A 23,379-nucleotide genomic window follows, 5' to 3' on the forward strand; every position below is an offset into this window, starting at 1 on the left:
CAAAAAATGCAGCGGTTGTTTTTCGTACTTTTACGTGGATGTTTAATTGCGTAAACAGAACGTACCGGTAAACTGAACCGTCGTGAAAGGCTATTAATTGTTTGTGCCCGGTTCGCTTGTCGTTAATTATTGTTACAAAAATTTGAGATCTGTTTTTTTGCAGGAAAAGCCTGCAAGTTTTTTGTAACTTTTTGAATACAGATGCTTAAAAAAAGCTGCAAAAGCCCTGAATGCATGCTCTCTCTTTCCACGGACTGTACAGCCTAATTTCCAAAAACGAGAGCAAAATCGAATAGCAGGTTTTTTAACGTTTTAATCTTGTGAGGAAAACCGTTAATATAAACCAAATTATCACTCAGTAGCGTTATCCCTATTCTGGAGACATTTCCTTTGATCAACGTCCTTCTTGTTGATGACCACGAACTGGTGCGCGCAGGGATACGACGCATTCTTGAAGATATTAAAGGTATTAAAGTTGCCGGTGAGGCGTGCTGCGGCGAAGATGCGGTAAAATGGTGCCGCACAAACTCGGCCGATGTGGTACTGATGGATATGAATATGCCCGGTATCGGTGGTCTTGAAGCAACACGCAAAATCGCACGTACCTTTGTTGATACAAAAGTCATCATGCTGACCGTGCATACCGAAAACCCACTGCCCGCGAAAGTGATGCAGGCGGGCGCAGCGGGCTACCTGAGTAAAGGTGCTGCGCCGCAGGAAGTCGTCAATGCAATCCGTTCCGTGTTTGCCGGACAGCGCTACATAGCGTCCGACATTGCTCAACAGATGGCGCTGAGTCAGATCGAGCCTGAGAAAACCGAATCACCGTTTGCCAGTTTGTCCGAGCGTGAATTGCAGATTATGCTGATGATCACCAAAGGTCAGAAGGTGAATGAGATCTCGGAACAGCTGAATCTCAGCCCGAAAACGGTGAACAGCTATCGTTACCGGATGTTCAGTAAACTGAACATTCATGGCGACGTTGAACTGACGCACCTGGCCATCCGGCACGGTTTGTGTAATGCGGAGACGTTGTTAAGTCAGTGAGTGATGTGTTCGATTCAAAAGCATTTCTGAAAACCGTAACCAGCCAGCCTGGCGTCTATCGCATGTATGACGCTGGCGGTACGGTTATCTACGTGGGGAAGGCAAAAGATCTTAAAAAACGCCTCTCCAGCTATTTTCGCAGCAACCTTGCCTCCCGAAAGACCGAAGCGCTGGTCTCACTCATTCAGAATATCGATGTCACCGTCACGCACACCGAGACAGAAGCGCTGCTGCTTGAGCACAACTATATAAAGCTCTACCAGCCGCGCTATAACGTCCTGCTGCGTGATGATAAATCCTACCCGTTTATTTTTCTGAGCGGCGACACTCATCCGCGCCTCGCCATGCACCGCGGTGCAAAACACGCCAAGGGCGAATATTTCGGGCCGTTCCCTAACGGCTATGCCGTGCGAGAAACGCTGGCGCTGCTGCAAAAAATCTTCCCGATCCGCCAGTGTGAAAACAGCGTTTACCGTAACCGCTCGCGCCCGTGCCTGCAGTACCAGATTGGACGCTGCCTGGGGCCCTGCGTGGAAGGGCTGGTGAGTGAAGAAGAGTATGCCCAGCAGGTGGATTATGTGCGCCTGTTCTTAGCCGGAAAAGACGATCAGGTCTTAACGCAGCTGATCGCACGTATGGAAAAAGCCAGCGCCGCGCTCGAGTTCGAAGAGGCCGCGCGGATCCGCGACCAAATCCAGGCGGTGCGCAGAGTCACTGAGAAACAGTTTGTCTCGAATACCGGTGACGATCTCGACGTCATCGGCGTAGCCTTTGACGCCGGGATGGCCTGCGTGCACGTGCTGTTTATTCGCCAGGGCAAAGTGCTCGGCAGCCGCAGCTATTTCCCGAAAGTACCCGGCGGTACTGAACTGGGTGAAGTGGTTGAAACCTTTGTCGGCCAGTTCTATCTGCAGGGAAGCCAGATGCGCACCCTGCCTTCTGAGATCCTGCTCGATTTTAATCTTGACGATAAAACCCTGCTGGCCGATTCGCTCTCTGAACTGGCGGGCCGTCGGGTGAATGTACAAACCAAACCGCGCGGCGATCGCGCGCGTTATCTGAAGCTGGCGCGAACCAATGCCGCGACGGCGCTCACCACTAAGCTGTCGCAGCAGTCGACGGTGCACCAGCGCTTAGCGGCCCTGGCGACGCTGCTGAAGCTTCCGGAAGTGAAACGTATGGAGTGTTTCGACATCAGTCACACGATGGGGGAACAGACGGTGGCGTCGTGCGTGGTATTTGATGCGAATGGCCCACTGCGCGCCGAGTATCGCCGCTATAACATCACCGGGATCACGCCGGGCGATGACTATGCGGCCATGAATCAGGTGCTGCGTCGTCGCTATGGTAAAGCCATAGAAGAGAGCAAAATCCCGGATGTGATCCTGATTGACGGCGGGAAAGGGCAGCTCGGCCAGGCAAAAGCGGTATTTGAATCGCTTGATGTCAGCTGGGATAAAAACCATCCGCTGCTGCTGGGCGTCGCAAAAGGGGCCGATCGTAAAGCCGGTCTGGAGACATTGTTCTTCGAGCCGGAAGGCGAGGGCTTCAGCCTGCCGCCGGACTCCCCGGCGCTGCACGTCATCCAGCATATTCGCGATGAATCACACGATCATGCCATCAGCGGTCACCGCAAAAAACGGGCGAAGGTGAAAAACACCAGTAGCCTGGAAACGATCGAAGGCGTGGGGCCAAAACGTCGGCAGATGCTGCTGAAATATATGGGCGGATTGCAAGGATTACTCAACGCCAGCATGGAGGAAATTGCAAAAGTGCCGGGTATTTCGCAAGGGCTGGCAGAAAAGATCTACTACTCGTTGAAACATTGAGGGCTCTGTAGCAACATAGAGCTAAATTTTACTGACAACAAACAGTTACCGTCATTATGCAATTTAATATCCCTACGTTGCTCACTCTCTTTCGTGTTGTACTCATCCCGTTCTTTGTACTGGCGTTTTACCTGCCGGTCGTCTGGGCACCTTTCGCCTGCGCATTGCTCTTTCTGATCGCGGCGGTCACCGACTGGTTTGATGGCTATCTGGCCCGTCGCTGGAATCAAAGCACCCGTTTCGGTGCCTTCCTCGATCCGGTGGCAGACAAAGTGATGGTCGCTATCGCCATGGTGCTGGTGGCCGAGCACTATCACACCTGGTGGGTAACGCTGCCCGCAGCAACCATGATCGGCCGTGAGATCATTATCTCTGCGCTGCGCGAGTGGATGGCGGAACTGGGTAAACGCAGCAGCGTGGCGGTCTCGTGGATTGGTAAAGTCAAAACGACGGCGCAGATGGCGGCGCTGGTCTGGATGCTCTGGCGTCCGAACGCCTGGGTTGAATGGGCGGGAATTGGTCTGCTGTGGGTAGCGGCAGTGCTGACGCTGTGGTCCATGCTGCAATATTTGAACGCTGCGCGCGGGGATTTGCTTGATCAGTGATCGTTTCGCCGTAATTTTCAGCAAACGATCCAGGGATGCAAAAAATAACGTTGACTCATAACGTCATATCAGTAGAATGCAACGCATCGAACGGCGGCACAGCAAGCCGGACGATAATGAAATCAAGTGGTTAGACGTTTACTTGATGACATGCGGGAATAGCTCAGTTGGTAGAGCACGACCTTGCCAAGGTCGGGGTCGCGAGTTCGAGTCTCGTTTCCCGCTCCAGATTAAAGACATGCGCAGTAGCGGGTGTCAGTTTGAAAAGTTTTACGGCGCGTTAGCAAAGCGGTTATGTAGCGGATTGCAAATCCGTCTAGTCCGGTTCGACTCCGGAACGCGCCTCCACTTTCTTCCCTGGCCGGATGGTGGAATCGGTAGACACAAGGGATTTAAAATCCCTCGGCGTTCGCGCTGTGTGGGTTCAAGTCCCACTCCGGCTACCATGGGAAACAAAGAATAATCAAAGCAATAAGCAGTGTCGTGAAACCACCGAAAGGTGGTTTTTTTGTACCTGAAATCCGCCGGTCACACCCCGCCCAGATACGCCTTTCTGACCTCCTGATTTCCAAGCAGCTCCTCGCCGCTGCCGCTCAGCCGGATCTGCCCGTTAACCATCACATACCCGCGGTCGGAAAGCTTCAACGCGTGATGTGCATTCTGCTCCACCAGAAAGATGGTCATGCCGTTGCGCGCCAGCTCGCGCAGCGTCTGGAAGATCTGTTTCACCACAATCGGCGCCAGACCGAGGCTCGGTTCATCCAGCAGCAGAAGCTTCGGACGGCTCATCAGCGCCCGGGCAATCGCCAGCATCTGCTGTTCCCCGCCGGACATGGTCATCGCGCGCTGCTTGCGCCGCTCCTTGAGGCGAGGGAAGAGGTCGAACATGGTTTGCATATCCTCAGCGGCAAACTGGCTGCCGATGGGGATGGTCCCCATCAGCAGATTCTCTTCAACGGTCATATCCGGGAAGATTCGTCTGCCTTCCGGCGCCTGCGCAATGCCGCTGGACGCGACGTAGTGGGTAGATTTATGGCTGATATCTTCACCACCGAAAAGAATCTGCCCGCTGCGAATGCGGGGCTGGCCAAAGATGGACATCAGCAATGTCGATTTACCCGCGCCGTTTGCGCCAATCAGCGCCACGGTTTCACCCTTATTGACCTCGAGGGAGACCTGCTTCAGCGCCTGAATGACGCCGTAAAACACATCCACATCGCGAAATGCCAGCAGCGGTTCGCTCATAGGGTGACCTCGCTTTCGTCCGTACCCAGGTAGGCGGCAATAACCTTTTCATCATGCTGGATCTGCTCGGGTTTTCCCCTGGCAATAACATCCCCGTGGTCGAGCACGATAATGTCGTCCGAAATCTCCATCACCATCCCCATATCATGCTCAATCAGTAATACCGTGATGTCATGATGATCCCGCAGATAGCGAATAATGTTGCTCAGCTTGTGCGTTTCAACCGGGTTAAGCCCGGCGGCGGGTTCATCCAGACAGATCATTTCCGGCCCGGTGCACATGGCCCGCGCAATTTCCAGACGCCGCTGCTGGCCGTACGACATCTCTCCCGCCAGGCGATTGGCGCACTCCACCAGATCCACCACTTCCAGCCAGTAGAAGGCTCTGTCAAGGGCGTCGCTTTCCGCCCGCCGGTATGCCGGCGTATTTAAGATCCCGGCGAGCAGATTGCGGTTAACGCGCATATGCTGCGCAACCAGCAGGTTTTCCACGACAGACATCTCGCGGAAAAGACGGATATTTTGAAACGTGCGGGCCAGCCCTGCGCGGTTGACCAGATGCGTTCCGCCGAACATTTTGTAGAAAAGACGCTGCCCGAACTGCGCGGGATTAATCCAGTCTCCCGGCTGGAATTTTTGTCCAAGCACCTGAATAACGTTGGTCGTTTTATGGCGGGTATTAAATAAAATGTTGCCGCCGGAGGCCCTGTAGAAGCCCGTCAGGCAGTTAAACACGGTGGTTTTTCCCGCCCCGTTTGGCCCAATCAGGGCGGTAATTGAGCCGCGCTGTACGTCCAGGTTGACGTCGTTTAGCGCCTTAATCCCGCCGAAGTGCATCATCAGATGTTCAACGCGTAATATCGTTTCGTTCATGGCGCGACGCCCTTACGCACGGCAAACCCGCTGCGGTTAATGCGGATCAAACCGCGTGGACGCCAGATCATCATCACCACCATGAGCATGCCAAACAGCAGGACGCGGTACTCGGCAAAACTGCGCAGCAGTTCCGGCGTTACCGTGAGCACAAAGGCTGCCAGCACCACCCCAAGCGTAGATCCCATCCCGCCCAGCACCACGATGGCGAGGATCAGCGCCGATTCAAAGAAGGTAAAGGAGGTGGGATTCACGAACCCCTGATAGGTGGCGAAGAACACCCCGGCAATGCCCGCGGTCGACGCGCCCAGCGTAAAGGCCGACAGCTTAACCAGAACATGATTTAACCCCATTGAGCGGCAGGCAATTTCGTCTTCACGCAGCGCCTCCCACGCCCGACCAATCGGCATCCGCGTCAGGCGGTGCTTGATGTAGAGCACCAGCATCACCACCAGGAACAGAACCGCGTAGATAAAAATAAACTTCATGTTCGGGTTGTAGGTCAGGTGGAAAAATTCGTGGAAGGGCACGCCGCCTTCTTTTGCGCGTCGCCCAAATTCCAGACCGAAAAAGGTGGGGGGAGGGGCCGACACGCCGTTTGGGCCGCCGGTGAAGGTCAGCCAGTTGTTCAGTATCAGGCGAATAATCTCCCCGAACCCGAGGGTGACGATGGCGAGATAGTCACCGTGCATGCGCAGTACCGGGAAACCGAGCAGGGCGCCTGCGGCGGCGGCCATGATTGCCGCCAGCGGCAGCATGCTCCAGAAGCCTAAGCCGAGATACTGGTATCCCAGCGCCAGACCGTACGCCCCAATCGCGTAGAACGCGACATATCCCAGATCCAGCAGGCCGGCCAGACCCACGACGATATTCAGCCCCAGGCCGAGAAGCACGTAGATCAGCCCGAGAATGGCGACGGTCAGCACATATTTAGTGGCGACAAACGGAAAGCAAATCGCAAGGGTAATCACCAGAGGAATAATCCAGCGCATGCGGCTTTTGTATTCCGGTGGCCGGACATATACGCCCGCGCTATCGGCTTCGAAGCGCGCCTGGAAACGGGCGCCCGCGGCGGTACCTAAAAAGGCGCTCAACACAAAACGTCCGAGCATGACGATGCCAACCATCCAGGCCAGCCGCTGCCCTGCGAAGTTAAAGCTGTATCCATCCAGCACCACGCCCGCAATGGGGCCGAAGATTATCAGCGCAATCAGCCCGGAAAAAATCGCGTCCAGCATGCAGCGTTTAAGTGAAAAACCGTGTGATGTCATCATTCTCTCCCTCACACTTTGGCCACAATCGGGCGCCCAAGCAGCCCCTGAGGACGGAAAATCAGGATCATGACCAGCAGGCCGAACGAGAAGACGTCTTTATAGTCCGAGTTCACCATGCCCGAGAACTGGGCTTCCGCCACGCCGAGGATAAGGCCTCCGAGCATGGCGCCGGGGAGGGAGCCGATGCCGCCGAGTACCGCCGCAGTAAAGGCTTTAATGCCGATCACGAACCCGACGTAGAAATCAAAGGTGCCGTAATTCATGGTGATCAACACCCCCGCCAGGCCGGCCATCGCCGCGCCGATGACAAAGACCAGCGAAATAATCCGGTCGGTGTTAATGCCCAGAATGGAGGCCATCTTACGATCCTGCTGTACCGCGCGGCACATCCGGCCCAGCCGGGTATGGTTGATAATCCAGGTGAGCACCAGCATGCCGGCAAACGAGGCAACCAGAATAAACACTTTGGTGTAGGTTATCTGCACGAACCCGTCGCCCAGATGCAGGCGAATAACGCCGTCCAGCATGGTCGGTACCCCTTGCTGACGCGGACCCTGGCTCAGCTGCGCGTAGTTTTGCAGGATAAGCGACATGCCGATGGCGGAGATCAGCGGCGCCAGGCGCGTGGAGTTGCGCAGCGGCTTGTAGGCGATACGCTCGATGGTCCAGCCGTACACCCCGGTTACCACAATGGTGAACACCAGCGTCCCGAGGATCAGCAGCGGGAACGACTGCAGACCGAAGAACGAGAGCAGCGCCAGGCCAATGGCGCAGAGATAGGCGGAAGTCATATACACTTCGCCGTGGGCGAAGTTGATCATGCCGATAATGCCGTACACCATGGTGTAGCCGATGGCGATCAGGCCGTAGACGGAGCCCAGCGTTAAGCCATTAATTAACTGTTGCAGGAAGAATGTACTCATCTTAGCGCGCTCGTTTTATAGGCTGCGCGAGCCGCGCAGCCTGATGTTTATTACGCGCCGACGGGAAAGCCCGCCGACGTTGAGCGTGACTCCGTCCCGTTACTGCACTTCCTTATATTTTCCTTTGTCGTCCCACTGGTAAACCACGTAGTCAGACACTTTCAGATCGCCTTTGCTGTCCCAGGCTTTTTTGCCCATCACCGTGTCGACGGAATTGGCTTTCAGCCACTCGCTGGCTTTGGCGGAGTCCTTGCCGCCGGTGGCCTTGAAGGCTGCGGCAATAGCCTGTACGGAGGCGTAGGAGTAAAGGGTGTAACCTTCCGGCTCGAATTTACCGGCGCGGAATTTCTCGATAACCGCTTTACCGTCCGGGATAAGGCGCGGATCTTTACCGAAGGTCATGTAAATGCCGTTGGTGTATTGCGGGCCACCCGCGGCGGTCACCATCTCTTCGTTGACAATGCAGTCGCCGGAGAAGAATTTCGCCTGCACGCCCTGTTCGCGCATCTGGCGAACCAGCGGACCGGCTTCCGGGTGACAGCCACCGAAGAACACGACGTCCGGTTTTTGCGCACCGATCTTCGTCACCAGCGCGTTAAAGTCTTTTTCACCGCGGGATAATCCCTCATACATCACATCCTGAACTCCGCGTTTCGCCAGCGCCGCTTTGGTGGCGTCAGCCAGACCCTGACCATAGGTATCTTTATCGTGAATAATCACCACGCGCTTGGCTTTCAGCTTGTCGATGATGAAGTCGCTGGCAACCTGACCCTGCTGGTCATCGCGTCCGCACATGCGGAACATGTCGCTCATGCCGCGTTCGGTGATCAGCGGGTTAGTTGAGCCGGGGGTAATCGCAATAATGCCCGCGTCGCTATACACCTCGGAGGCGGGCATTGTGGAAGAGGAGCAGAAATGGCCGACCACGGCGTTGACTTTATCCTGGTCAACTAAACGGTTGGCGACGGCCACGGCCTGCTTGGGTTCGCAGGCATCATCCCCCTGAACCAGTTTGATCTTCTCGCCGTTAATGCCGCCTGCGGCATTAATATCTTCAGCGGCCTGCGTTGCGCCATGCCAGTACTGATCGCCATAGGTGGCATTCGGACCCGTGAACGGCCCGGCCACGCCAATCACAATATCTGCCCGGGCGGAAAACGCCGTCACCAGGCAACCGGCCAACACAAGAGAAAGAGGAGTTCTGATAAATTTCAGCGACATTATTATGTTCCTTAGCAAAGAGGTTTTTGCACCACGGCGTAAACCCGAACGCCCGACGGCGCAGCCAATCCGAAACACGAGCAAGAACAAAATGCACTAAACGAACAAGATACAGACGGCATCCTGCATATTACGGCGAGATTTCCCTGCGCAGGGACGCGCGAAGAACGTTAAGCAAAAACGTTGCCAGAATGGTTAACCCATTGACGAGCATGCGACATGTTTGAGTATAGAGCGCCGCGTTATGCCGCCTTGCGGGAGGAGAAGAAATTACAGCGGAGATCACATATCGTTAACAATAAAGCCCATAAGTTGTGCAAAGGTCACGATTTGCACGTTTTTGCAGCAATAAAGACCTAAACTTCAGCCCGGAGAGGCGTGAGATATGTGTTAGGATCGTTTCCTTTTTTGCAGGAGTATCAGCGATGACTGAAGGCCCATTGAATGAAAGCGAAATGGCGTGGCTTGAAGAGACGTTAATGTCTTACGGTCATGATGACGCGTCCGTGATTGACGTGTCAGAACTGGACGGCATGCTTACCGCAGTGCTTTCCGGTCCTGTTGTCGTTGAACCAGACGCCTGGCTGGTGGCTGTGTGGGGCGGCGAGAAGTACATTCCGCGCTGGAAAAACGATCGTGAGATGAACCGTTTTATCGATCTCTGCTTTAAGCATATGAACGATATTGCCGAACGCCTGAGCGAGTACCCGGATCAGTTTGAACCGATGTTCGGTTATAACGACGTTGACGGTGAGAGCTATACCGTGGTGGAAGAGTGGTGCTATGGCTATATGCGCGGCGTGGCGCTGACGGACTGGTCAGCCTTGCCGGAAGCCCTGAAGGCCGATCTTGACGTGATTGCGCTGCACGGGACGGAAGAGAACAGCGAAAAGCTGGATGAACTGTCCGAAGAGGAGTATATCGCCAGCATCGAAAGCATCCAGCCTGCGGCACTGCGTTTATATCAATACTGGGTTAACAACCCGCAGCAGCCTGAAGTGAAGAAGCCGACGGTGAACGGCACGAAGGTCGGGCGTAACGATCCGTGTCCTTGCGGCAGCGGGAAGAAGTTTAAGAGCTGCTGTTTGCACTGATAAAAAAGGGGCTGATGATAGCCCCTTTTTTATTTAACCCACTTCCGGCAGCATCCCGGCTGCAATCAGCGCCTGCACCAGAATAATCACCACCCCACAGCCAAACACAACGCACAGCAGCGGTTTTCCTCCCGCCACGCGATATCCCTGCTGAGGATGCTGCTGACGGCTTTTCCATGCCAGCAGGGAAGGGAGGAGGAGGGCAAGGATCGACAGCGCTACCCCTGCGTACCCCAGCGCCATCACAAACCCGCGCGGATAAAACAGCGCGAACGCCAGCGGCGGCAGGAAGGTAATTGCGCCCGTCTGTAACCGTCCGGCCGCGGTATTGCGACGCTGGAACAGGTCGGCCAGGTAATCAAACAGGCCGAGCGCCACGCCCAGGAACGAGGTTGCCAGCGCCAGGTCGGCAAACAGGTGGACCGCCAGCTCTACGTGCGGGGAGGTGACGACCTCGCGCAGTGCCAGCAGAAAACCGTTCAGGCCAGCGTGTTGCGCCATCAGCCCAATAAAGGTTGAAGAGTCAATGCTGCCCAGCGTCACCAGCTGCCAGAAAATATAGGCGATCAGCGGGATCGCGCTGCCGATTACAAAGACGCGGCGCAGCTTGCGGATATCGCCGTTCATATAGCTGACGATACTTGGCACGCTGCCGTGGAAGCCAAACGAGGTGAAAATGACCGGGATCGCGGAGAGCGCCAGCCCTTTTTCCAGCGGCAGCGTCAGCAGGTTGACCTTGTGCACGTGCGGCGCCAGCAGCACCAGCATGATAATCAGGAAGAGAATTTTGGCGCTGAACAGAAAGCGGTTAAACAGATCGACCAGCGATGTGCCCACGCAGACTACTCCGCCGCCGATGAGCGCAAAGAAGATAGCCCCCGTCGCCGGGGTAATGTCAGAGCCAAACCAGTCGTTGACGCTGGAGGCGATGAGTTCCCCGGCGCCGCTGATATAGGCGGCGGTCAGGGCGTACATCAGAAACATCATGCTAAAGCCGGTTATCCACTGGCCGTAGCGTCCCAGATAGCGCGCCGCAAGCGAACCCAGACCGGTGTCGGCGGGGACGTGCTGGTATACCTCAAGCAGCAGCAGGGCGGTGTAGCACATCAGCGCCCAGAGCGTACCCAGCAGCAGCAGGGTCATGCCAAATCCCACGCCCGCGGCTGCCAGGGGCATTGCCAGCATTCCTGCGCCAATCGTCGTTCCGGCGACGATAAAAATACTTCCCAGGGTTCTGTTTTTCACGCTTTCCTCTACAACGATGCTTAACCGCGACAAAATCTGCGGCGCAGAGTAAGGGAAAAGCCTTAATTCGTCAAATCACCGTTACAAGTAGTGTAATGAATAATTTACGGATTATTGTCGCTCTGATCCTTTTTAGGCGGATGCCTACTTCATAAGGGCAATGTTGCTGGGCGACATTCCGGCGTAACGTAAACAATAAATATAAATTATCAAATTAAGTGAGAGTTTATGGCTGGGGAGAATCCCTTCACCGCGGCATGGAGCCGGGGAGGTAACCTGTTGTGCCATGGCCACTGGATAATCAGCTGGCAGAACCACCCCCTGATACTTCCCGAGTCCCGTCGCGAAAAGGATATGGGCACCTGGGCAATCTATTCGGTTATCGATCCTGAAGATGAAACTTTTGCACAAGGCTTACAGGAAGATGAGTGGATCGTTGAGAATGTCGACTGGCTAACGGATATGTTCTTCGAGGTGGGTATTCCGCTGGAGACGTCCAGCTACCGCTATTTTTACCAGGCGGTGAATCCTCATGACTGGCGCTGCACCAGCTGTGCGGGGTGTATGTAAATTAACGCGGTGCCGGAAACCGGCACCGCGCTGAAATTAATTCTGCGTATCGAGAGTGGAAAGTTCTTTATCAATAAAGTAAAGACCTTCGCCGGATTTACCCACCAGAGATAATTTATCCAGTACGGATTTAAACAGCTTCTCTTCTTCGTGTTGCTCAGCGACGTACCACTGCAGGAAATTAAAGGTTGGATAATCCTGGCTGGTTATCGCGGCATGGACCAGTTCGTTAATTTTCTGCGTGATCAGCTGCTCGTGCTCGTAGGTGGCGCGGAACAGTTCATCGAGAGAATTATACTCAGCGAAAGGTGAAGCCACGGTTTCAATGCGCGGCAGGCTGCCCGTATCCGTAAGATAATCAAACAGACGCTGCATGTGTGTCATCTCTTCCTGAGCGTGACGACGCAGAAACGCGGCCGCACCTTCGAAGCTGTGGTAGCTGCACCAGGCGCTCATCTGCTGGTAGAGCAGGGATGAAAAAAGCTCAAGGTTCATTTGCGCGTTGAGCTTGTCGATCATTTCAGTTTTCAGCATGGTGACGCTCCGGATTATTATTTCTGGTTCACAATGAGCGACACTATAATTTGTTATTTAATTATTTGCAAAACGTAAAATTTTTATTTTATTTATTTAAAATACGAATGGGAATAAAACGCATTGGCGATTTTTATAACTTATTAATGAGAATTATTTTTGTTCGTAATGAAATAAACTGCCAGCAAACGCTGGCAGCGTTGATTAATACCACGGATTATTTGACTTAGGATTAACGGCGTAACCCATACATTTATACTGGATAGTCACGCTCTCGTTCAGGCACAAAGAGCCGCTCGTCAGGGTGCAGGTTTTAATGGGCTGACCATAGGCTGAGGCAGTGGCATACCCCATGCTCTGACACGCTTTTGCGGCCGTGCCGTTATTTACATACTCATCGGAATACGCATTTTGCAGCGCTGCCTGGCCGTAGTCGAGGCGGACGATGCCGTTCGGCGCGTCGCGGCTGCTGACTTCAGCCTGGCGGTTGATACTACACCCCGCGAGCAGCAGGATTGTGCCGGCTACAATGACTCTTTTCATGGTTCGCTCTGAGTGGATGGAAATACCTTATCGTACGCGCAGATGCCCGCTGCAATGCCTGGAATAGCTGGACAATCTGCCCTCACTCTTCGCAACGGGTCAGAGGGGAGCGCTATCAGGCCAAACCCTGATAAAAATGTGATGAGCATCACAAAAAGATTGATTTCTGTGATGGCGGTCATATTATAAGCACGTTGACAATAAAGTTGTATAACAAGTTAATGGAGCATCATCGTGAAACTGCGCAAAATCCTGAAAAGCATGTGGGCCAATTACTGCCGCACGTTCAAAGACGTGCCGCCGGGCGCCATGTTCTGATAAAAAAACCTGCTTCGGCGGGTTTTTTTGTACCTGCTGACGATGAAGGGAAGATGTCAGGGGGCGTGTTTTGCTACTATGGCGGCCTTTAAATAAGGAGAAAACCCATGTCACAAAACCTGAGCGCCGATCAGGAACTGGTCTCTGACGTTGTCGCCTGTCAGCTGGTTATCAAACAAATCCTTGATGTTCTGGACGTGATTGCGCCGGTTGAAGTGCGCGAGAAGATGTCTACGCAGCTGAAGAACATCGATTTTGCCAGCCATCCTGCTGCCGCTGACCCGGTTACGCTTCGTGCGATCCAGAAAGCCATCGCGCTGATTGAACTGCGATTCACGCCGCAGGGTGAGTCCCACTAAAGCAGGGAAAGGGGCGACGGCATGCGTCGCCCTTTGATGCGGTCAGAAGAACGTCTGGACCAGCAGGTAGCTCGCCGCGCACGCGCAGCTCACCCCAATCAGCCCTGGCAGAATAAAGCTGTGGTTGATGATAAATTTGCCGATGCGGGTGGTGCCTGAACGGTCAAAGCCGATGCAGGCCAAATCACTGGGATAGGTCGGCAGGACAAAATAGCCGTACGACGCCGGGAAAAAGGCGATCAGCATTTTCGGGTCGATGCCGAGCATCAGGCCCATTGGCGCAACGGCCGTCAGCGCAGCCGCCTGGCTGTTCACCAGTTTTGACACCAGAAACAGCACAATGGCATACGTCCACGGGTGGCTCTTCACCACGCCTTCCAGCGCCAGCTTTAACTCATCGAGATGCGCCTGGAAAAAGGTATCGCTCATCCATGCCACGCCGAACACCGAGAAGATCGCGACCATACCGGCCTTGAACACCGCGCCGTTGGAAATGGCCGACGCATTGACCTTACAGGCCATCAGCATCACGGCGCCCGCAATTAGCATCATCATCTGAATGACAAGGTTCATCGACAGCGCCGTCATTTTGCCTTTTACCTCAAAGGCGGGGCGCAGTTCAGGGAATGCCCCCAGCAAAACGACCACGGCAATACCGGCAAAGAAAATCCACGTGGACCAGTAGGCCTGTTTAGGGAAACGCTGATTCATTAACGTCTCCGTTCCGCCATAGATAAACTCGCGCTGCTTAGGATCTTTCAGCTTTTCCTGAAACTCTATGTCGTCAGCCAGATCTTTCCCACGGCGTAAACTCCACAGGGCCGCAATGGCCACGCCGAAAAGCGAAGCGGGAACCGACACGGCGAGAATTTCCAGGATCCCCCACGCGTGGCCGATCCCATGCTGGGCCGCCAGGATGGACACCAGTGACACCACGGCAACGGAAACGGGGGATGCCGTGATCGCCATCTGCGACGCGACCGAGGCCACGGCCATGGGGCGCTCCGGGCGGATCCCTTTTTTCAGGGCGATATCCGCAATGATGGGGAACATGGTGTAGACCACATGCCCGGTGCCGCACAGAAAGGTCAGCATCCAGGTGGTGAAAGGGGCGAGCAGGGTGATGTGCTGCGGGTGTTTGCGCAGCAGGCGTTCAGCAAACTGCATCATGACGTTGAGGCCGCCCGCAGTCTGCAGCGTAGCCGCACAGCCTATTACCGCAAGGATGGTCAGCATAACGTCAACCGGCGGTTTACCCGGTTGCAGTCCAAAGACAAAACATAAAATAAAAAGACCAATACCGCTAATTAACCCAAGTCCCATACCGCCGAAACGCGTACCCGTCAGCAGGCAGAGGAGAATGACAACAAACTCAATGGTGATCATGATGCTCCCTCGTCAATGATTATGTAACTAAATAAATCATCACACGTTGTGTGGTTAATCATTGGGAGCCAGATCTGATTTGTTAAATTTCAGGAAAAGCAGAAGGTTGGAGAGGGGATAAGGAATCCTGCCTCAGGTGGGAGGAGGGATCCCCACAAAACAATGCCTGCACGGACGACTCCCTCTCCCTTGAGGGAGAGGGGTGGGGTGAGGGGGAACATACGGCTGTGGTGGTCATTCCGTTCACTTCATGTTCCTTGCTACTCTGTAACGACATGACCGGTGAACGTGCCAGGGCGGCTCAATCGCCGCCACCCTGGCGACCCGGGCTCCCGGCGGTAAATCGCCGCTTCGCGTTTCCCTCAGCTTATTCCTTCAGGCTATCGGGTCGGGCATGAGCCTGCATCCCTGCAGGCCATGCCCTCTCGGCGCATCCATGCGCCTCGCCCCGGCCTTACGGAAACGCTTCGGCGATTTACAGCCGGACCAGGACATCGCTGTAAGTTATTCGCTTGCCTGATACAAAATTCATCGCTTCAGGTTAATAAATTCCTGGGAAACCCTCAGCCCTGTTGGAGCAGATTAAAAAACTCAGTGGTGCTGCACCGCCACAATGTCGAGCAGATGACGGTCGGTTTGCTCAGGACATAAACCCGCCTGCTGCGCATTATGGATCTCATCCGCCAGCGTCTTCAGCAGCATGCCATCCTGCTGCTGTTCTTTGTCCATATCACGTAAGAATTTGAGCGTCGTAATGTCCTGCTGCGCTTTGGCTTCATCGGCCAGTTTGCTGAGCGTGCTGCAGCGTTGCTCGTACTCTTCAAGCGTTTTTTGAAACAGTTCTTCCAGACAAGAATAGTTTTCATTGATCCCATCAAGGGCTTTAACGACAGGATTTGCCCCTGCGGCTTTCAGAAAGTTAAAGACACGCATCATATGGGTGACGTTACTTTGCGCCTGCGAGCGAAAGAATGTGGCAGACCCCGTGAGACTATTCTCGGCACACCACGCGCTTAAGTGAAGGTGCAGATTCGAGGCGTAGAACTCAAGGTTCATCTGCGCGTTAAGTTTTTGCATCATCGTTTGGGTAGCCATACTCATATCCTTATTGACTGTGGGACGTGATGTCCGTTGCTTACCTGAGCGCCAGGCAAATACGAAGAAAAGAGCAGAAATAGACATTCTGCCGCGACCGAAGTCGACCGAAATTCACTTCCTGTGTTCGATATAAATAAGCATACCCTTGTATCGGGTCTAAGAAAACTCTTAATCAGGCTGTATTTACCATACATTACAAAGTTTAATATAGTTCAGAAATATAATTAACTCGCCATGAATTGGATGTGACTTAATGGGCTAATAATTAAGGGTTTTTATCGTGAAGGTACAGTGTTACTCTTTCGAAAATATTAAGTTGGAATATTACTCTGAGAAAAGGAGAAATACGGTTTAATCGTTTCGAATATATGATGTGCTAATAAAATTGCGCTAAATCAATTTCTGCGGAATAACGTTTTTTCAGGTGCGTTGTACATTCTTGATGAAAAACATGTTGACCCCCTTTAACGCCAGGTGCGTTTTTGCCCGCTGAGGGGCATCAGGGATATCTTGGCTAATCTTATGGATAATTCTGCTTAACCTCTTTCTATTTGTCTGACAAAACCTGCCTTTTTTATGTCATTTTTCGCTGAATTTATGTACGCAATTACTGTAATTCTGCGGTGTGATGGGGCTCTCTTATGGATGATTAATTTCCCGCTAAAACTATCACCAGCAATAACGCTTATGACGAGGTAAGCGCTAATGCCTTGTTTTAAGTCCGATTAAATAAGAAGCACGCACTTATTCCCTACAGAAAAGAATGCTAAAGCTGGAGTTTACCATGCACAAATTTACTAAAGCGCTGGCGGCCATCGGTCTGGCTGCCGTTATGTCACAATCCGCTATCGCTGAGAATTTAAAACTCGGTTTTTTGGTAAAACAGCCCGAAGAGCCCTGGTTCCAGACTGAGTGGAAATTCGCAGATAAAGCCGGGAAAGATTTAGGTTTTGAAGTCATTAAAATCGCCGTGCCTGACGGCGAAAAAACCCTGAACGCCATCGACAGCCTGGCGGCCAGCGGTGCAAAAGGTTTCGTTATCTGTACCCCGGATCCAAAGCTGGGATCGGCAATCGCGGCGAAAGCGCGCGGTTACGATATGAAGGTCATCGCGGTTGACGATCAGTTCGTTAACGCCAAAGGCAAGCCGATGGACACCGTCCCGCTGGTCATGATGGCGGCGACCAAAATCGGCGAGCGCCAGGGCCAGGAACTCTATAAAGAGATGCAAAAGCGCGGCTGGGATGTCAAAGAGACCGCGGTAATGGCTATCACGGCTGACGAGCTGGACACCGCCCGTCGTCGTACTACCGGTTCAATGGATGCGCTGAAAGCGGCCGGCTTCCCGGAAAAACAGATCTATAAAGTCCCAACCAAATCCAACGATATCCCGGGTGCTTTCGACGCCGCGAACTCTATGCTGGTCCAGCATCCGGAGGTCAAACACTGGCTGGTGGTCGGCATGAACGACAACACCGTGCTGGGCGGGGTACGCGCGACGGAAGGCCAGGGCTTCAAAGCGCCTGACGTGATCGGGATTGGCATCAACGGCGTTGACGCCGTCAGCGAGCTGTCCAAAGCGCAGGCTACCGGCTTCTACGGTTCTCTGTTGCCGAGCCCGGACGTTCACGGCTACAAATCCAGTGAGATGCTCTACAACTGGGTAACCAAAGGGGCCGAACCGCCGAAATTTACCGAAGTGACCGACGTGGTGCTGATTACCCGCGACAACTTCAAAGAGGAGCTGGCGAAAAAAGGGCTGGGCGGTAAGTAATACGCTGTGATTGTGCCCCTCATGCTTCGTGAGGGGCCAGACGTACACACTACAGGAATCACGGAGACGTTATGCGACAGTCTGATCCGTATCTCTCTTTCCGCGGCATCGGGAAAACTTTTCCCGGTGTTAACGCGCTGACCGATATCAGCTTCGACTGCTATGCCGGCCAGGTTCACGCCCTGATGGGGGAAAACGGTGCGGGGAAATCCACGCTGTTGAAGATCCTCAGCGGCAACTATGCGCCTACAACCGGCACGCTGGCCATTCGCGGCGAAGAGGTGGCGTTTGCCGATACCACGGCGGCGCTCAATGCCGGGGTGGCGATCATCTACCAGGAGCTGCACCTCATTCCTGAGATGACCGTGGCGGAAAACATCTATTTAGGACAGCTCCCGCACAAAGGCGGCGTGGTAAATCGTTCGCTACTTAATTATGAAGCGGGGCTGCAGCTTAAACACCTGGGTCTGGACGTCGATCCCCAGACGCCGCTGAAATATCTCTCCATCGGCCAGTGGCAGATGGTTGAAATTGCCAAGGCGCTGGCGCGTAACGCCAGAATTATTGCCTTCGATGAGCCCACCAGTTCGCTCTCTGCGCGTGAAATTGAAAATCTGTTCCGCGTGATCCGCGAATTGCGCCAGGAAGGGCGTACGATTTTGTATGTCTCGCACCGCATGGAAGAGATATTTGCCCTGAGCGACGCCATCACCGTCTTTAAAGATGGGCGCTATGTGCGCACCTTTACCGACATGCAGCAGGTTAACCATGATCAGCTTGTTCAGGCGATGGTCGGACGCGAGCTGGGTGACATTTATCACTGGCAGCCGCGTCAGTACGGCCCTGAACGCCTGCGCCTGGACAGCGTCAAAGCGCCGGGCGTGCGCACGCCGATTTCGTTATCCGTTCGCAGCGGCGAAATTGTCGGCCTGTTTGGTCTGGTGGGGGCGGGGCGCAGTGAATTAATGAAAGGCCTGTTCGGCGGAACCCGTATTACCGAAGGGCAGGTCTCTATTGACGGTGAACGGGTCGATATCCAGAAACCGGCCCACGCGATCAGGGCGGGCATGATGCTCTGCCCGGAAGACCGTAAAGCAGAGGGGATTATTCCGGTGCATTCGGTACGCGACAACATCAATATTTCCGCTCGCCGCAAGTTTATTCGCGCAGGCTGCCTGATAAACGATGGCTGGGAGTCGAGCAATGCCGACCACCATATTCGCTCGCTGAATATTAAAACGCCGGGTCCGGAACAGCTGATCATGAATCTGTCAGGCGGAAACCAGCAGAAGGCGATTTTAGGCCGCTGGCTGTCGGAAGATATGAAGGTCATTTTGCTCGACGAGCCGACGCGCGGTATCGATGTGGGGGCAAAACACGAGATTTATAACGTGATCTATGAGCTGGCAAAACGCGGCGTGGCGGTGCTCTTCGCCTCCAGCGATCTGCCGGAGGTGCTTGGCGTGGCCGACCGCATTGTGGTGATGCGTGAAGGCGAAATTGCCGGTGAATTACTTCATGAACAGGCGAATGAACAACAGGCGTTGAACCTCGCCATGCCTAAAGTCAGCCAGGCTGTCGCCTGAGTAAGGAGTTAATGATGTCCTCTGTTACTACATCCGGAGCGCCGAAGTCGAAGTCGGCGCTGAGTTTTGGACGTATCTGGGATCAGTACGGCATGCTGGTGGTCTTTGCCGCACTGTTCCTCGCCTGCGCGATCTTTGTTCCTAACTTTGCCACCTTCATTAATATGAAGGGGCTGGGGCTGGCCATTTCCATGTCCGGGATGGTGGCCTGCGGGATGCTGTTCTGTCTGGCCTCCGGCGATTTTGACCTGTCGGTGGCGTCGGTGATTGCCTGCGCGGGCGTCACGACGGCAGTGGTGATCAACATGACGGAAAGCCTGTGGATTGGCGTTCTGGCCGGTCTGCTACTCGGCGTCATCAGCGGTCTGGTGAACGGTTTTGTTATCGCACGCCTGAAGATTAACGCTCTGATCACCACGCTTGCGACGATGCAAATTGTCCGCGGGCTGGCCTATATCATCTCCGACGGTAAAGCGGTGGGGATTGAAGACGAGCGCTTCTTTACCCTGGGTTACGCCAACTGGCTGGGTCTGCCTGCGCCAATCTGGCTGACCGTGGCCTGCCTGATCCTGTTCGGCTTCCTGCTCAACCGGACCACCTTTGGCCGCAATACGCTGGCGATTGGCGGTAACGAAGAGGCCGCTCGTCTGGCCGGGGTACCGGTGGTGCGAACCAAGATTATTATCTTTGTGCTCTCGGGGCTGGTTTCTGCCGCCGCGGGGATTATTCTTGCGTCGCGCATGACCAGCGGCCAGCCGATGACCTCTATTGGTTATGAGCTGATCGTCATTTCGGCCTGCGTTTTAGGGGGCGTTTCCCTCAAGGGCGGCATCGGAAAAATCTCATATGTGGTGGCCGGTATCCTGATTTTGGGCACCGTAGAGAACGCCATGAACCTGCTGAATATTTCGCCGTTCTCGCAGTACGTCGTGCGTGGCCTGATCCTGCTGGCAGCCGTGATTTTCGACCGTTACAAGCAAAAAGCGAAGCGTACCCTGTAACCCTTTTTCCCGTCTTTTATTGCTCAACTTATAACCATAGTTGACCCCTTAACCGCCCCGCCAGTAAAACTGGCGGGGCGGTTGTCAAATGGCGAGCGACGTCACACTGTCTATACTTACATGGCTATGAAAGAGGTAAAGGCGTTTACCTCTCGTAAACCGTAAGGAGGAAAAGGGTGGCTGACATGTTAACCGCACCGCCTGTACTGCCCGGACACTATGCTTTCTTTTTCGATCTCGACGGCACGCTCGCCGGGATAAAACCGCACCCTGACCAGGTGTCTATTCCGGATGCGGTGTTACAGGATTTGCATCAGCTCTCGCTCATGAATGAGGGAGCACTGGCATTGATATCAGGGCGCTCAATGGCCGAGCTGGATACGCTCGCCAGTCCTTACCACTTTCCGCTGGCCGGTGTACACGGAGCGGAGCGCCGCGACATCCATGATCACACGCATATCGTTTCACTCCCTGACGCACTCACGCAAACGCTCCAGAAGCAGCTTTCTGCTGCGCTGGAAGCGCTGCCTGGCACCGAACTGGAAGCCAAAGGCATGGCCTTTGCCCTGCATTATCGTCAGTCGCCGCAGCATGAGGAGGCCGTGCTTGCGCTGGCTCAGACGGTTGCGGATGCCCATCCACAGCTGGCGTTGCAGCCCGGCAAATGCGTAGTGGAGTTAAAACCAAAAGGGATTAATAAAGGCGCGGCCATCGCCGCGTTTATGGCGTCGCCGCCTTTCAAAGGGCGAACGCCCGTTTTCATTGGGGATGACCTGACCGACGAGGCCGGGTTTCGCGTGGTGAATCAGGCCGGAGGGATCGCCGTCAAGGTGGGGCCTGGTGACACGGTTGCCGAATGGCGGCTGGCGGATGTCGCCAGCGTCTGGCAGTGGATATCTGACATCGCTAACCAGCAACAACAACAAATAGCGCAAAGCAAAGGGGGAAACCATTATGGGTCGCTTAGTCGTCGTCTCTAACCGAATCGCACCGCCTGACGATAAAAAAGCCAGTGCAGGTGGCCTGGCGGTAGGGGTGTTAGGTGCCTTAAAAGCCGCTGGCGGGCTGTGGTTTGGCTGGAGTGGAGAAATCAGTGAAGAAGAGAAACCGCTCAAAAAGGTGACGCGCGGAAACATTACGTGGGCTTCATTTGCATTGAAAGAGAAAGACTATGACGAGTATTACTCGCAGTTCTCAAATGCCGTCCTGTGGCCTGCGTTCCACTATCGTCTTGACCTGGTCAAATTCCAGCGTGAATCCTTCGAAGGCTACTCGCGCGTGAATGCGCTGCTGGCGGATAAACTGCTGCCATTAATCGAAGAAGACGATATTTTATGGATCCACGATTATCACCTGTTGCCCTTCGCGCGCGAGCTGCGAAAAAGAGGGGTAAATAACCGCATTGGCTTCTTCCTGCACATCCCGTTCCCGACGCCGGAAATTTTTACCGCGCTGCCGCCGCATGAAGAATTGCTGGAGGCGCTGTGTGATTACGATTTGCTGGGCTTCCAGACCGAAAATGACCGCCTCGCGTTCCTTGACTCCGTGTCAGGTAAAGCGCGTCTGGTAACCAAAGGCGGGAAAACCCATACGGCGTGGGGGAAAACCTTCCACACCGAGGTCTATCCAATAGGGATTGAACCTGACGAAATCGCGGAGCAGGCTTCCGGCCCGCTGCCGCCGAAGCTGGCGCAGCTTAAGAATGAACTCAAGCACGTAAAAAATATCTTCTCGGTTGAGCGTCTTGATTATTCCAAAGGGCTGCCGGAACGCTTCCTGGCGTATGAAACGCTGCTGGATAAATACCCGCAGCATCACGGGAAAATTCGCTATACCCAGATTGCGCCGACGTCGCGCGGTGAGGTTCAGGCCTATCAGGATATTCGCCATCAGCTGGAGACAGAAGCAGGGCGCATTAATGGCCGCTACGGCCAGCTGGGCTGGACGCCGCTGTTTTACCTGAATCAGCACTTTGACCGTAAGATCCTGATGAAGGTCTTCCGCTATGCGGACGTTGGGCTGGTCACGCCGCTGCGCGACGGGATGAACCTGGTGGCGAAAGAGTATGTGGCGGCCCAGGATCCTGCCGACCCGGGTGTTCTGGTGCTTTCCCAGTTTGCCGGGGCCGCAAATGAGCTCACGTCGGCGCTCATCGTTAACCCTTACGACAGGGATGACGTGGCTAACGCGCTGAATCGCGCCCTGACAATGCCGCTCACGGAACGTATTTCCCGCCATGCTGACATGATGGAGACAATCCGGAAGAACGATATTAACCACTGGCAGGCGCGTTTTATTCAGGATCTCCGGGATATCGCTCCGCAAAGTCATGAAGGCGATCTGCAAAAAAAGATCGCGACCTTCCCTAAACTCGCCTGATTTACTGCTGGGGGGGCTAATGCCCCCCAAGCGGCACTAACAGCACATCGACCTGGCTTGACGCGACAATAGATTTCGCCGCGCAGGCTGCCCGCGATAAAAAGCTGTGGTTATGGTTCCCGCAAATCACTAAATCAATATTTTGTTTACGACACATATCGAGAATATGGGCGTTCAGTTCCCCGGTCGCAATAACGGTCTCATAAACAGGATATTGTGCCTCTTCCACTAATTCGCGCAGAAATTGCTGCGTTTCTTCCTGCAGAACCTCGCGAATATCCTCCAGCATGGGCGCGGCCAGCTGATTATACATCTCTGGCTCTGCGGCGAGCGTGATGAGGCTGATGCGGGCATTGTGGGGTCTGGCAATGGAAACTGCCCGGGCGACGAGCTGATGACTTTCGGGGGAAACTGCAACGGAAACAAGAAGATGGGAGTAACTCATGGCGCACTCCTTATATGTCTGAAAGACAGCG

General features: G+C 54.3%; 23 protein-coding genes and 3 tRNA genes. 15 read left to right on the plus strand and 11 right to left on the minus strand.

What is annotated here, in order from left to right; genetic code table 11:
* Positions 1-390: 390 nt before the first annotated feature.
* From uvrY to BJ885_RS12230, 6 genes are all read left to right on the plus strand, one after another.
* On the plus strand, positions 391-1,047 hold the full coding sequence (uvrY, locus tag BJ885_RS12205; protein WP_013096026.1) for a UvrY/SirA/GacA family response regulator transcription factor: 657 nt from the start codon (positions 391-393) through the stop codon (positions 1,045-1,047).
* Entirely contained in the window at positions 1,044-2,876 is a 1,833-nt protein-coding gene (gene uvrC / locus BJ885_RS12210; RefSeq protein WP_029741944.1) for an excinuclease ABC subunit UvrC, read from the plus strand. The genes uvrY and uvrC overlap by 4 nt, the downstream gene beginning before the upstream one ends.
* Positions 2,877-2,932: 56 nt before the next feature.
* On the plus strand, positions 2,933-3,481 hold the full coding sequence (gene pgsA, locus BJ885_RS12215) for a CDP-diacylglycerol--glycerol-3-phosphate 3-phosphatidyltransferase (RefSeq protein ID WP_023312285.1): 549 nt from the start codon (positions 2,933-2,935) through the stop codon (positions 3,479-3,481).
* A 152-nt stretch (positions 3,482-3,633) separates the two neighbouring features.
* Positions 3,634-3,709: transfer RNA gene (locus BJ885_RS12220), tRNA-Gly, on the plus strand.
* Positions 3,710-3,755: 46 nt separating this feature from the next.
* Positions 3,756-3,829: transfer RNA gene (locus tag BJ885_RS12225), tRNA-Cys, on the plus strand.
* An 11-nt stretch (positions 3,830-3,840) separates the two neighbouring features.
* Positions 3,841-3,927 (plus strand) — tRNA-Leu (locus BJ885_RS12230).
* An 82-nt stretch (positions 3,928-4,009) separates the two neighbouring features.
* On the opposite strand, the gene BJ885_RS12235 is transcribed toward BJ885_RS12230, so the two are convergent.
* The 5 genes from BJ885_RS12235 to BJ885_RS12255 all read right to left on the minus strand — a co-directional run bounded on the left by BJ885_RS12235 (position 4,010) and on the right by BJ885_RS12255 (position 9,016).
* Entirely contained in the window at positions 4,010-4,726 is a 717-nt protein-coding gene (locus tag BJ885_RS12235) for an ABC transporter ATP-binding protein (protein ID WP_121932031.1), read from the minus strand.
* Entirely contained in the window at positions 4,723-5,598 is an 876-nt protein-coding gene (locus BJ885_RS12240; RefSeq protein ID WP_121932032.1) for an ATP-binding cassette domain-containing protein, read from the minus strand. The genes BJ885_RS12235 and BJ885_RS12240 overlap by 4 nt, the downstream gene beginning before the upstream one ends.
* Positions 5,595-6,869: a high-affinity branched-chain amino acid ABC transporter permease LivM gene (gene livM, locus BJ885_RS12245; RefSeq protein WP_121932033.1), complete on the minus strand. Its 1,275-nt coding sequence runs from the start codon at positions 6,867-6,869 to the stop codon at positions 5,595-5,597. The genes BJ885_RS12240 and livM overlap by 4 nt, the downstream gene beginning before the upstream one ends.
* Positions 6,870-6,880: 11 nt before the next feature.
* Positions 6,881-7,795 carry an ABC transporter permease subunit gene (locus BJ885_RS12250; protein ID WP_121932034.1) on the minus strand — a complete coding sequence of 305 codons (915 nt, stop codon included), beginning with the start codon at positions 7,793-7,795 and terminating at the stop codon, positions 6,881-6,883.
* Between the two features lie 99 nt (positions 7,796-7,894).
* Positions 7,895-9,016: a branched-chain amino acid ABC transporter substrate-binding protein gene (locus BJ885_RS12255; protein ID WP_023312277.1), complete on the minus strand. Its 1,122-nt coding sequence runs from the start codon at positions 9,014-9,016 to the stop codon at positions 7,895-7,897.
* Between the two features lie 425 nt (positions 9,017-9,441).
* Here BJ885_RS12255 and BJ885_RS12260 point away from each other — a divergent pair, with 425 nt between their 5' ends.
* Positions 9,442-10,110, plus strand: a complete 669-nt coding sequence (locus BJ885_RS12260) for a YecA family protein (RefSeq protein ID WP_029741940.1) — start codon at positions 9,442-9,444, stop codon at positions 10,108-10,110.
* 33 nt (positions 10,111-10,143) lie between these two features.
* Here BJ885_RS12260 and tyrP read toward each other — a convergent pair whose 3' ends face one another.
* Positions 10,144-11,355, minus strand: a complete 1,212-nt coding sequence (gene tyrP, locus BJ885_RS12265) for a tyrosine transporter TyrP (RefSeq protein WP_029741939.1) — start codon at positions 11,353-11,355, stop codon at positions 10,144-10,146.
* Between the two features lie 228 nt (positions 11,356-11,583).
* Here tyrP and BJ885_RS12270 point away from each other — a divergent pair, with 228 nt between their 5' ends.
* Positions 11,584-11,925, plus strand: coding sequence for a hypothetical protein (locus BJ885_RS12270; protein ID WP_029741938.1), 342 nt, complete (start codon positions 11,584-11,586; stop codon positions 11,923-11,925).
* Positions 11,926-11,961: 36 nt separating this feature from the next.
* Here the strand turns inward: BJ885_RS12270 and ftnA are convergent, their stop codons facing one another.
* Positions 11,962-12,459: a non-heme ferritin gene (gene ftnA / locus BJ885_RS12275; RefSeq protein WP_121932035.1), complete on the minus strand. Its 498-nt coding sequence runs from the start codon at positions 12,457-12,459 to the stop codon at positions 11,962-11,964.
* 204 nt (positions 12,460-12,663) lie between these two features.
* On the minus strand, positions 12,664-13,002 hold the full coding sequence (gene yecR / locus BJ885_RS12285; protein ID WP_029741937.1) for a YecR family lipoprotein: 339 nt from the start codon (positions 13,000-13,002) through the stop codon (positions 12,664-12,666).
* A gap of 234 nt (positions 13,003-13,236) precedes the next feature.
* Between yecR and azuC the strand changes: the two genes are divergently transcribed.
* Both azuC and BJ885_RS12295 read left to right on the plus strand, forming a co-directional pair.
* Positions 13,237-13,320, plus strand: a complete 84-nt coding sequence (gene azuC / locus BJ885_RS12290) for a stress response protein AzuC (RefSeq protein ID WP_014884364.1) — start codon at positions 13,237-13,239, stop codon at positions 13,318-13,320.
* Between the two features lie 107 nt (positions 13,321-13,427).
* Positions 13,428-13,679: a DUF2766 family protein gene (locus tag BJ885_RS12295; protein WP_008500405.1), complete on the plus strand. Its 252-nt coding sequence runs from the start codon at positions 13,428-13,430 to the stop codon at positions 13,677-13,679.
* Positions 13,680-13,721: 42 nt separating this feature from the next.
* Here BJ885_RS12295 and BJ885_RS12300 read toward each other — a convergent pair whose 3' ends face one another.
* Together BJ885_RS12300 and BJ885_RS12305 are read right to left on the minus strand one after the other, a co-directional pair.
* Complete coding sequence (locus BJ885_RS12300; RefSeq protein WP_023312271.1) at positions 13,722-15,065, minus strand: anaerobic C4-dicarboxylate transporter; 1,344 nt, start codon at positions 15,063-15,065, stop codon at positions 13,722-13,724.
* Between the two features lie 591 nt (positions 15,066-15,656).
* Complete coding sequence (locus BJ885_RS12305; RefSeq protein ID WP_023312270.1) at positions 15,657-16,160, minus strand: non-heme ferritin-like protein; 504 nt, start codon at positions 16,158-16,160, stop codon at positions 15,657-15,659.
* Between the two features lie 787 nt (positions 16,161-16,947).
* On the opposite strand from BJ885_RS12305, the gene araF reads away from it, so the two are divergent.
* The 5 genes from araF (at position 16,948) to otsA (ending at position 22,903) form a co-directional block, all read left to right on the plus strand.
* Entirely contained in the window at positions 16,948-17,937 is a 990-nt protein-coding gene (araF, locus tag BJ885_RS12315) for an arabinose ABC transporter substrate-binding protein AraF (RefSeq protein ID WP_003859687.1), read from the plus strand.
* A gap of 71 nt (positions 17,938-18,008) precedes the next feature.
* Complete coding sequence (araG, locus tag BJ885_RS12320) at positions 18,009-19,523, plus strand: L-arabinose ABC transporter ATP-binding protein AraG (RefSeq protein ID WP_032658612.1); 1,515 nt, start codon at positions 18,009-18,011, stop codon at positions 19,521-19,523.
* 14 nt (positions 19,524-19,537) lie between these two features.
* Positions 19,538-20,524 (plus strand): L-arabinose ABC transporter permease AraH, encoded by a 987-nt coding sequence (araH, locus tag BJ885_RS12325; protein ID WP_029742191.1) that lies wholly within the window; start codon positions 19,538-19,540, stop codon positions 20,522-20,524.
* Positions 20,525-20,700: 176 nt separating this feature from the next.
* Positions 20,701-21,504, plus strand: a complete 804-nt coding sequence (otsB, locus tag BJ885_RS12330; RefSeq protein ID WP_121932036.1) for a trehalose-phosphatase — start codon at positions 20,701-20,703, stop codon at positions 21,502-21,504.
* Positions 21,479-22,903 carry an alpha,alpha-trehalose-phosphate synthase gene (gene otsA, locus BJ885_RS12335; protein ID WP_029741334.1) on the plus strand — a complete coding sequence of 475 codons (1,425 nt, stop codon included), beginning with the start codon at positions 21,479-21,481 and terminating at the stop codon, positions 22,901-22,903. Before otsB ends, otsA begins: the two co-directional genes overlap by 26 nt.
* A 16-nt stretch (positions 22,904-22,919) precedes the next feature.
* On the opposite strand, the gene uspC is transcribed toward otsA, so the two are convergent.
* Complete coding sequence (gene uspC / locus BJ885_RS12340; RefSeq protein ID WP_121932037.1) at positions 22,920-23,348, minus strand: universal stress protein UspC; 429 nt, start codon at positions 23,346-23,348, stop codon at positions 22,920-22,922.
* Positions 23,349-23,379: the final 31 nt, after the last annotated feature.

This window comes from Enterobacter sp. WP_7_1 (assembly GCF_003688535.1).
GTDB classification, from domain to species: Bacteria; Pseudomonadota; Gammaproteobacteria; order Enterobacterales; family Enterobacteriaceae; genus Enterobacter; species Enterobacter asburiae.

What these genes read in the sequence shown, in the direction of transcription:
- BJ885_RS12240 (WP_121932032.1), bottom strand. Translation starts at nt 5,598, where the DNA reads ATGAACGAAACGATATTACGCGTTGAACATCTGATGATGCACTTCGGC.
- otsA (WP_029741334.1), top strand. Translation starts at nt 21,479, where the DNA reads ATGGGTCGCTTAGTCGTCGTCTCTAACCGAATCGCACCGCCTGACGAT.
- BJ885_RS12300 (WP_023312271.1), bottom strand. Translation starts at nt 15,065, where the DNA reads ATGATCACCATTGAGTTTGTTGTCATTCTCCTCTGCCTGCTGACGGGT.
- ftnA (WP_121932035.1), bottom strand. Translation starts at nt 12,459, where the DNA reads ATGCTGAAAACTGAAATGATCGACAAGCTCAACGCGCAAATGAACCTT.
- uspC (WP_121932037.1), bottom strand. Translation starts at nt 23,348, where the DNA reads ATGAGTTACTCCCATCTTCTTGTTTCCGTTGCAGTTTCCCCCGAAAGT.
- livM (WP_121932033.1), bottom strand. Translation starts at nt 6,869, where the DNA reads ATGACATCACACGGTTTTTCACTTAAACGCTGCATGCTGGACGCGATT.
- araF (WP_003859687.1), top strand. Translation starts at nt 16,948, where the DNA reads ATGCACAAATTTACTAAAGCGCTGGCGGCCATCGGTCTGGCTGCCGTT.
- araG (WP_032658612.1), top strand. Translation starts at nt 18,009, where the DNA reads ATGCGACAGTCTGATCCGTATCTCTCTTTCCGCGGCATCGGGAAAACT.
- BJ885_RS12305 (WP_023312270.1), bottom strand. Translation starts at nt 16,160, where the DNA reads ATGGCTACCCAAACGATGATGCAAAAACTTAACGCGCAGATGAACCTT.
- BJ885_RS12255 (WP_023312277.1), bottom strand. Translation starts at nt 9,016, where the DNA reads ATGTCGCTGAAATTTATCAGAACTCCTCTTTCTCTTGTGTTGGCCGGT.
- BJ885_RS12235 (WP_121932031.1), bottom strand. Translation starts at nt 4,726, where the DNA reads ATGAGCGAACCGCTGCTGGCATTTCGCGATGTGGATGTGTTTTACGGC.
- BJ885_RS12295 (WP_008500405.1), top strand. Translation starts at nt 13,428, where the DNA reads ATGTCACAAAACCTGAGCGCCGATCAGGAACTGGTCTCTGACGTTGTC.
- BJ885_RS12260 (WP_029741940.1), top strand. Translation starts at nt 9,442, where the DNA reads ATGACTGAAGGCCCATTGAATGAAAGCGAAATGGCGTGGCTTGAAGAG.
- yecR (WP_029741937.1), bottom strand. Translation starts at nt 13,002, where the DNA reads ATGAAAAGAGTCATTGTAGCCGGCACAATCCTGCTGCTCGCGGGGTGT.
- BJ885_RS12270 (WP_029741938.1), top strand. Translation starts at nt 11,584, where the DNA reads ATGGCTGGGGAGAATCCCTTCACCGCGGCATGGAGCCGGGGAGGTAAC.
- araH (WP_029742191.1), top strand. Translation starts at nt 19,538, where the DNA reads ATGTCCTCTGTTACTACATCCGGAGCGCCGAAGTCGAAGTCGGCGCTG.
- pgsA (WP_023312285.1), top strand. Translation starts at nt 2,933, where the DNA reads ATGCAATTTAATATCCCTACGTTGCTCACTCTCTTTCGTGTTGTACTC.
- BJ885_RS12250 (WP_121932034.1), bottom strand. Translation starts at nt 7,795, where the DNA reads ATGAGTACATTCTTCCTGCAACAGTTAATTAATGGCTTAACGCTGGGC.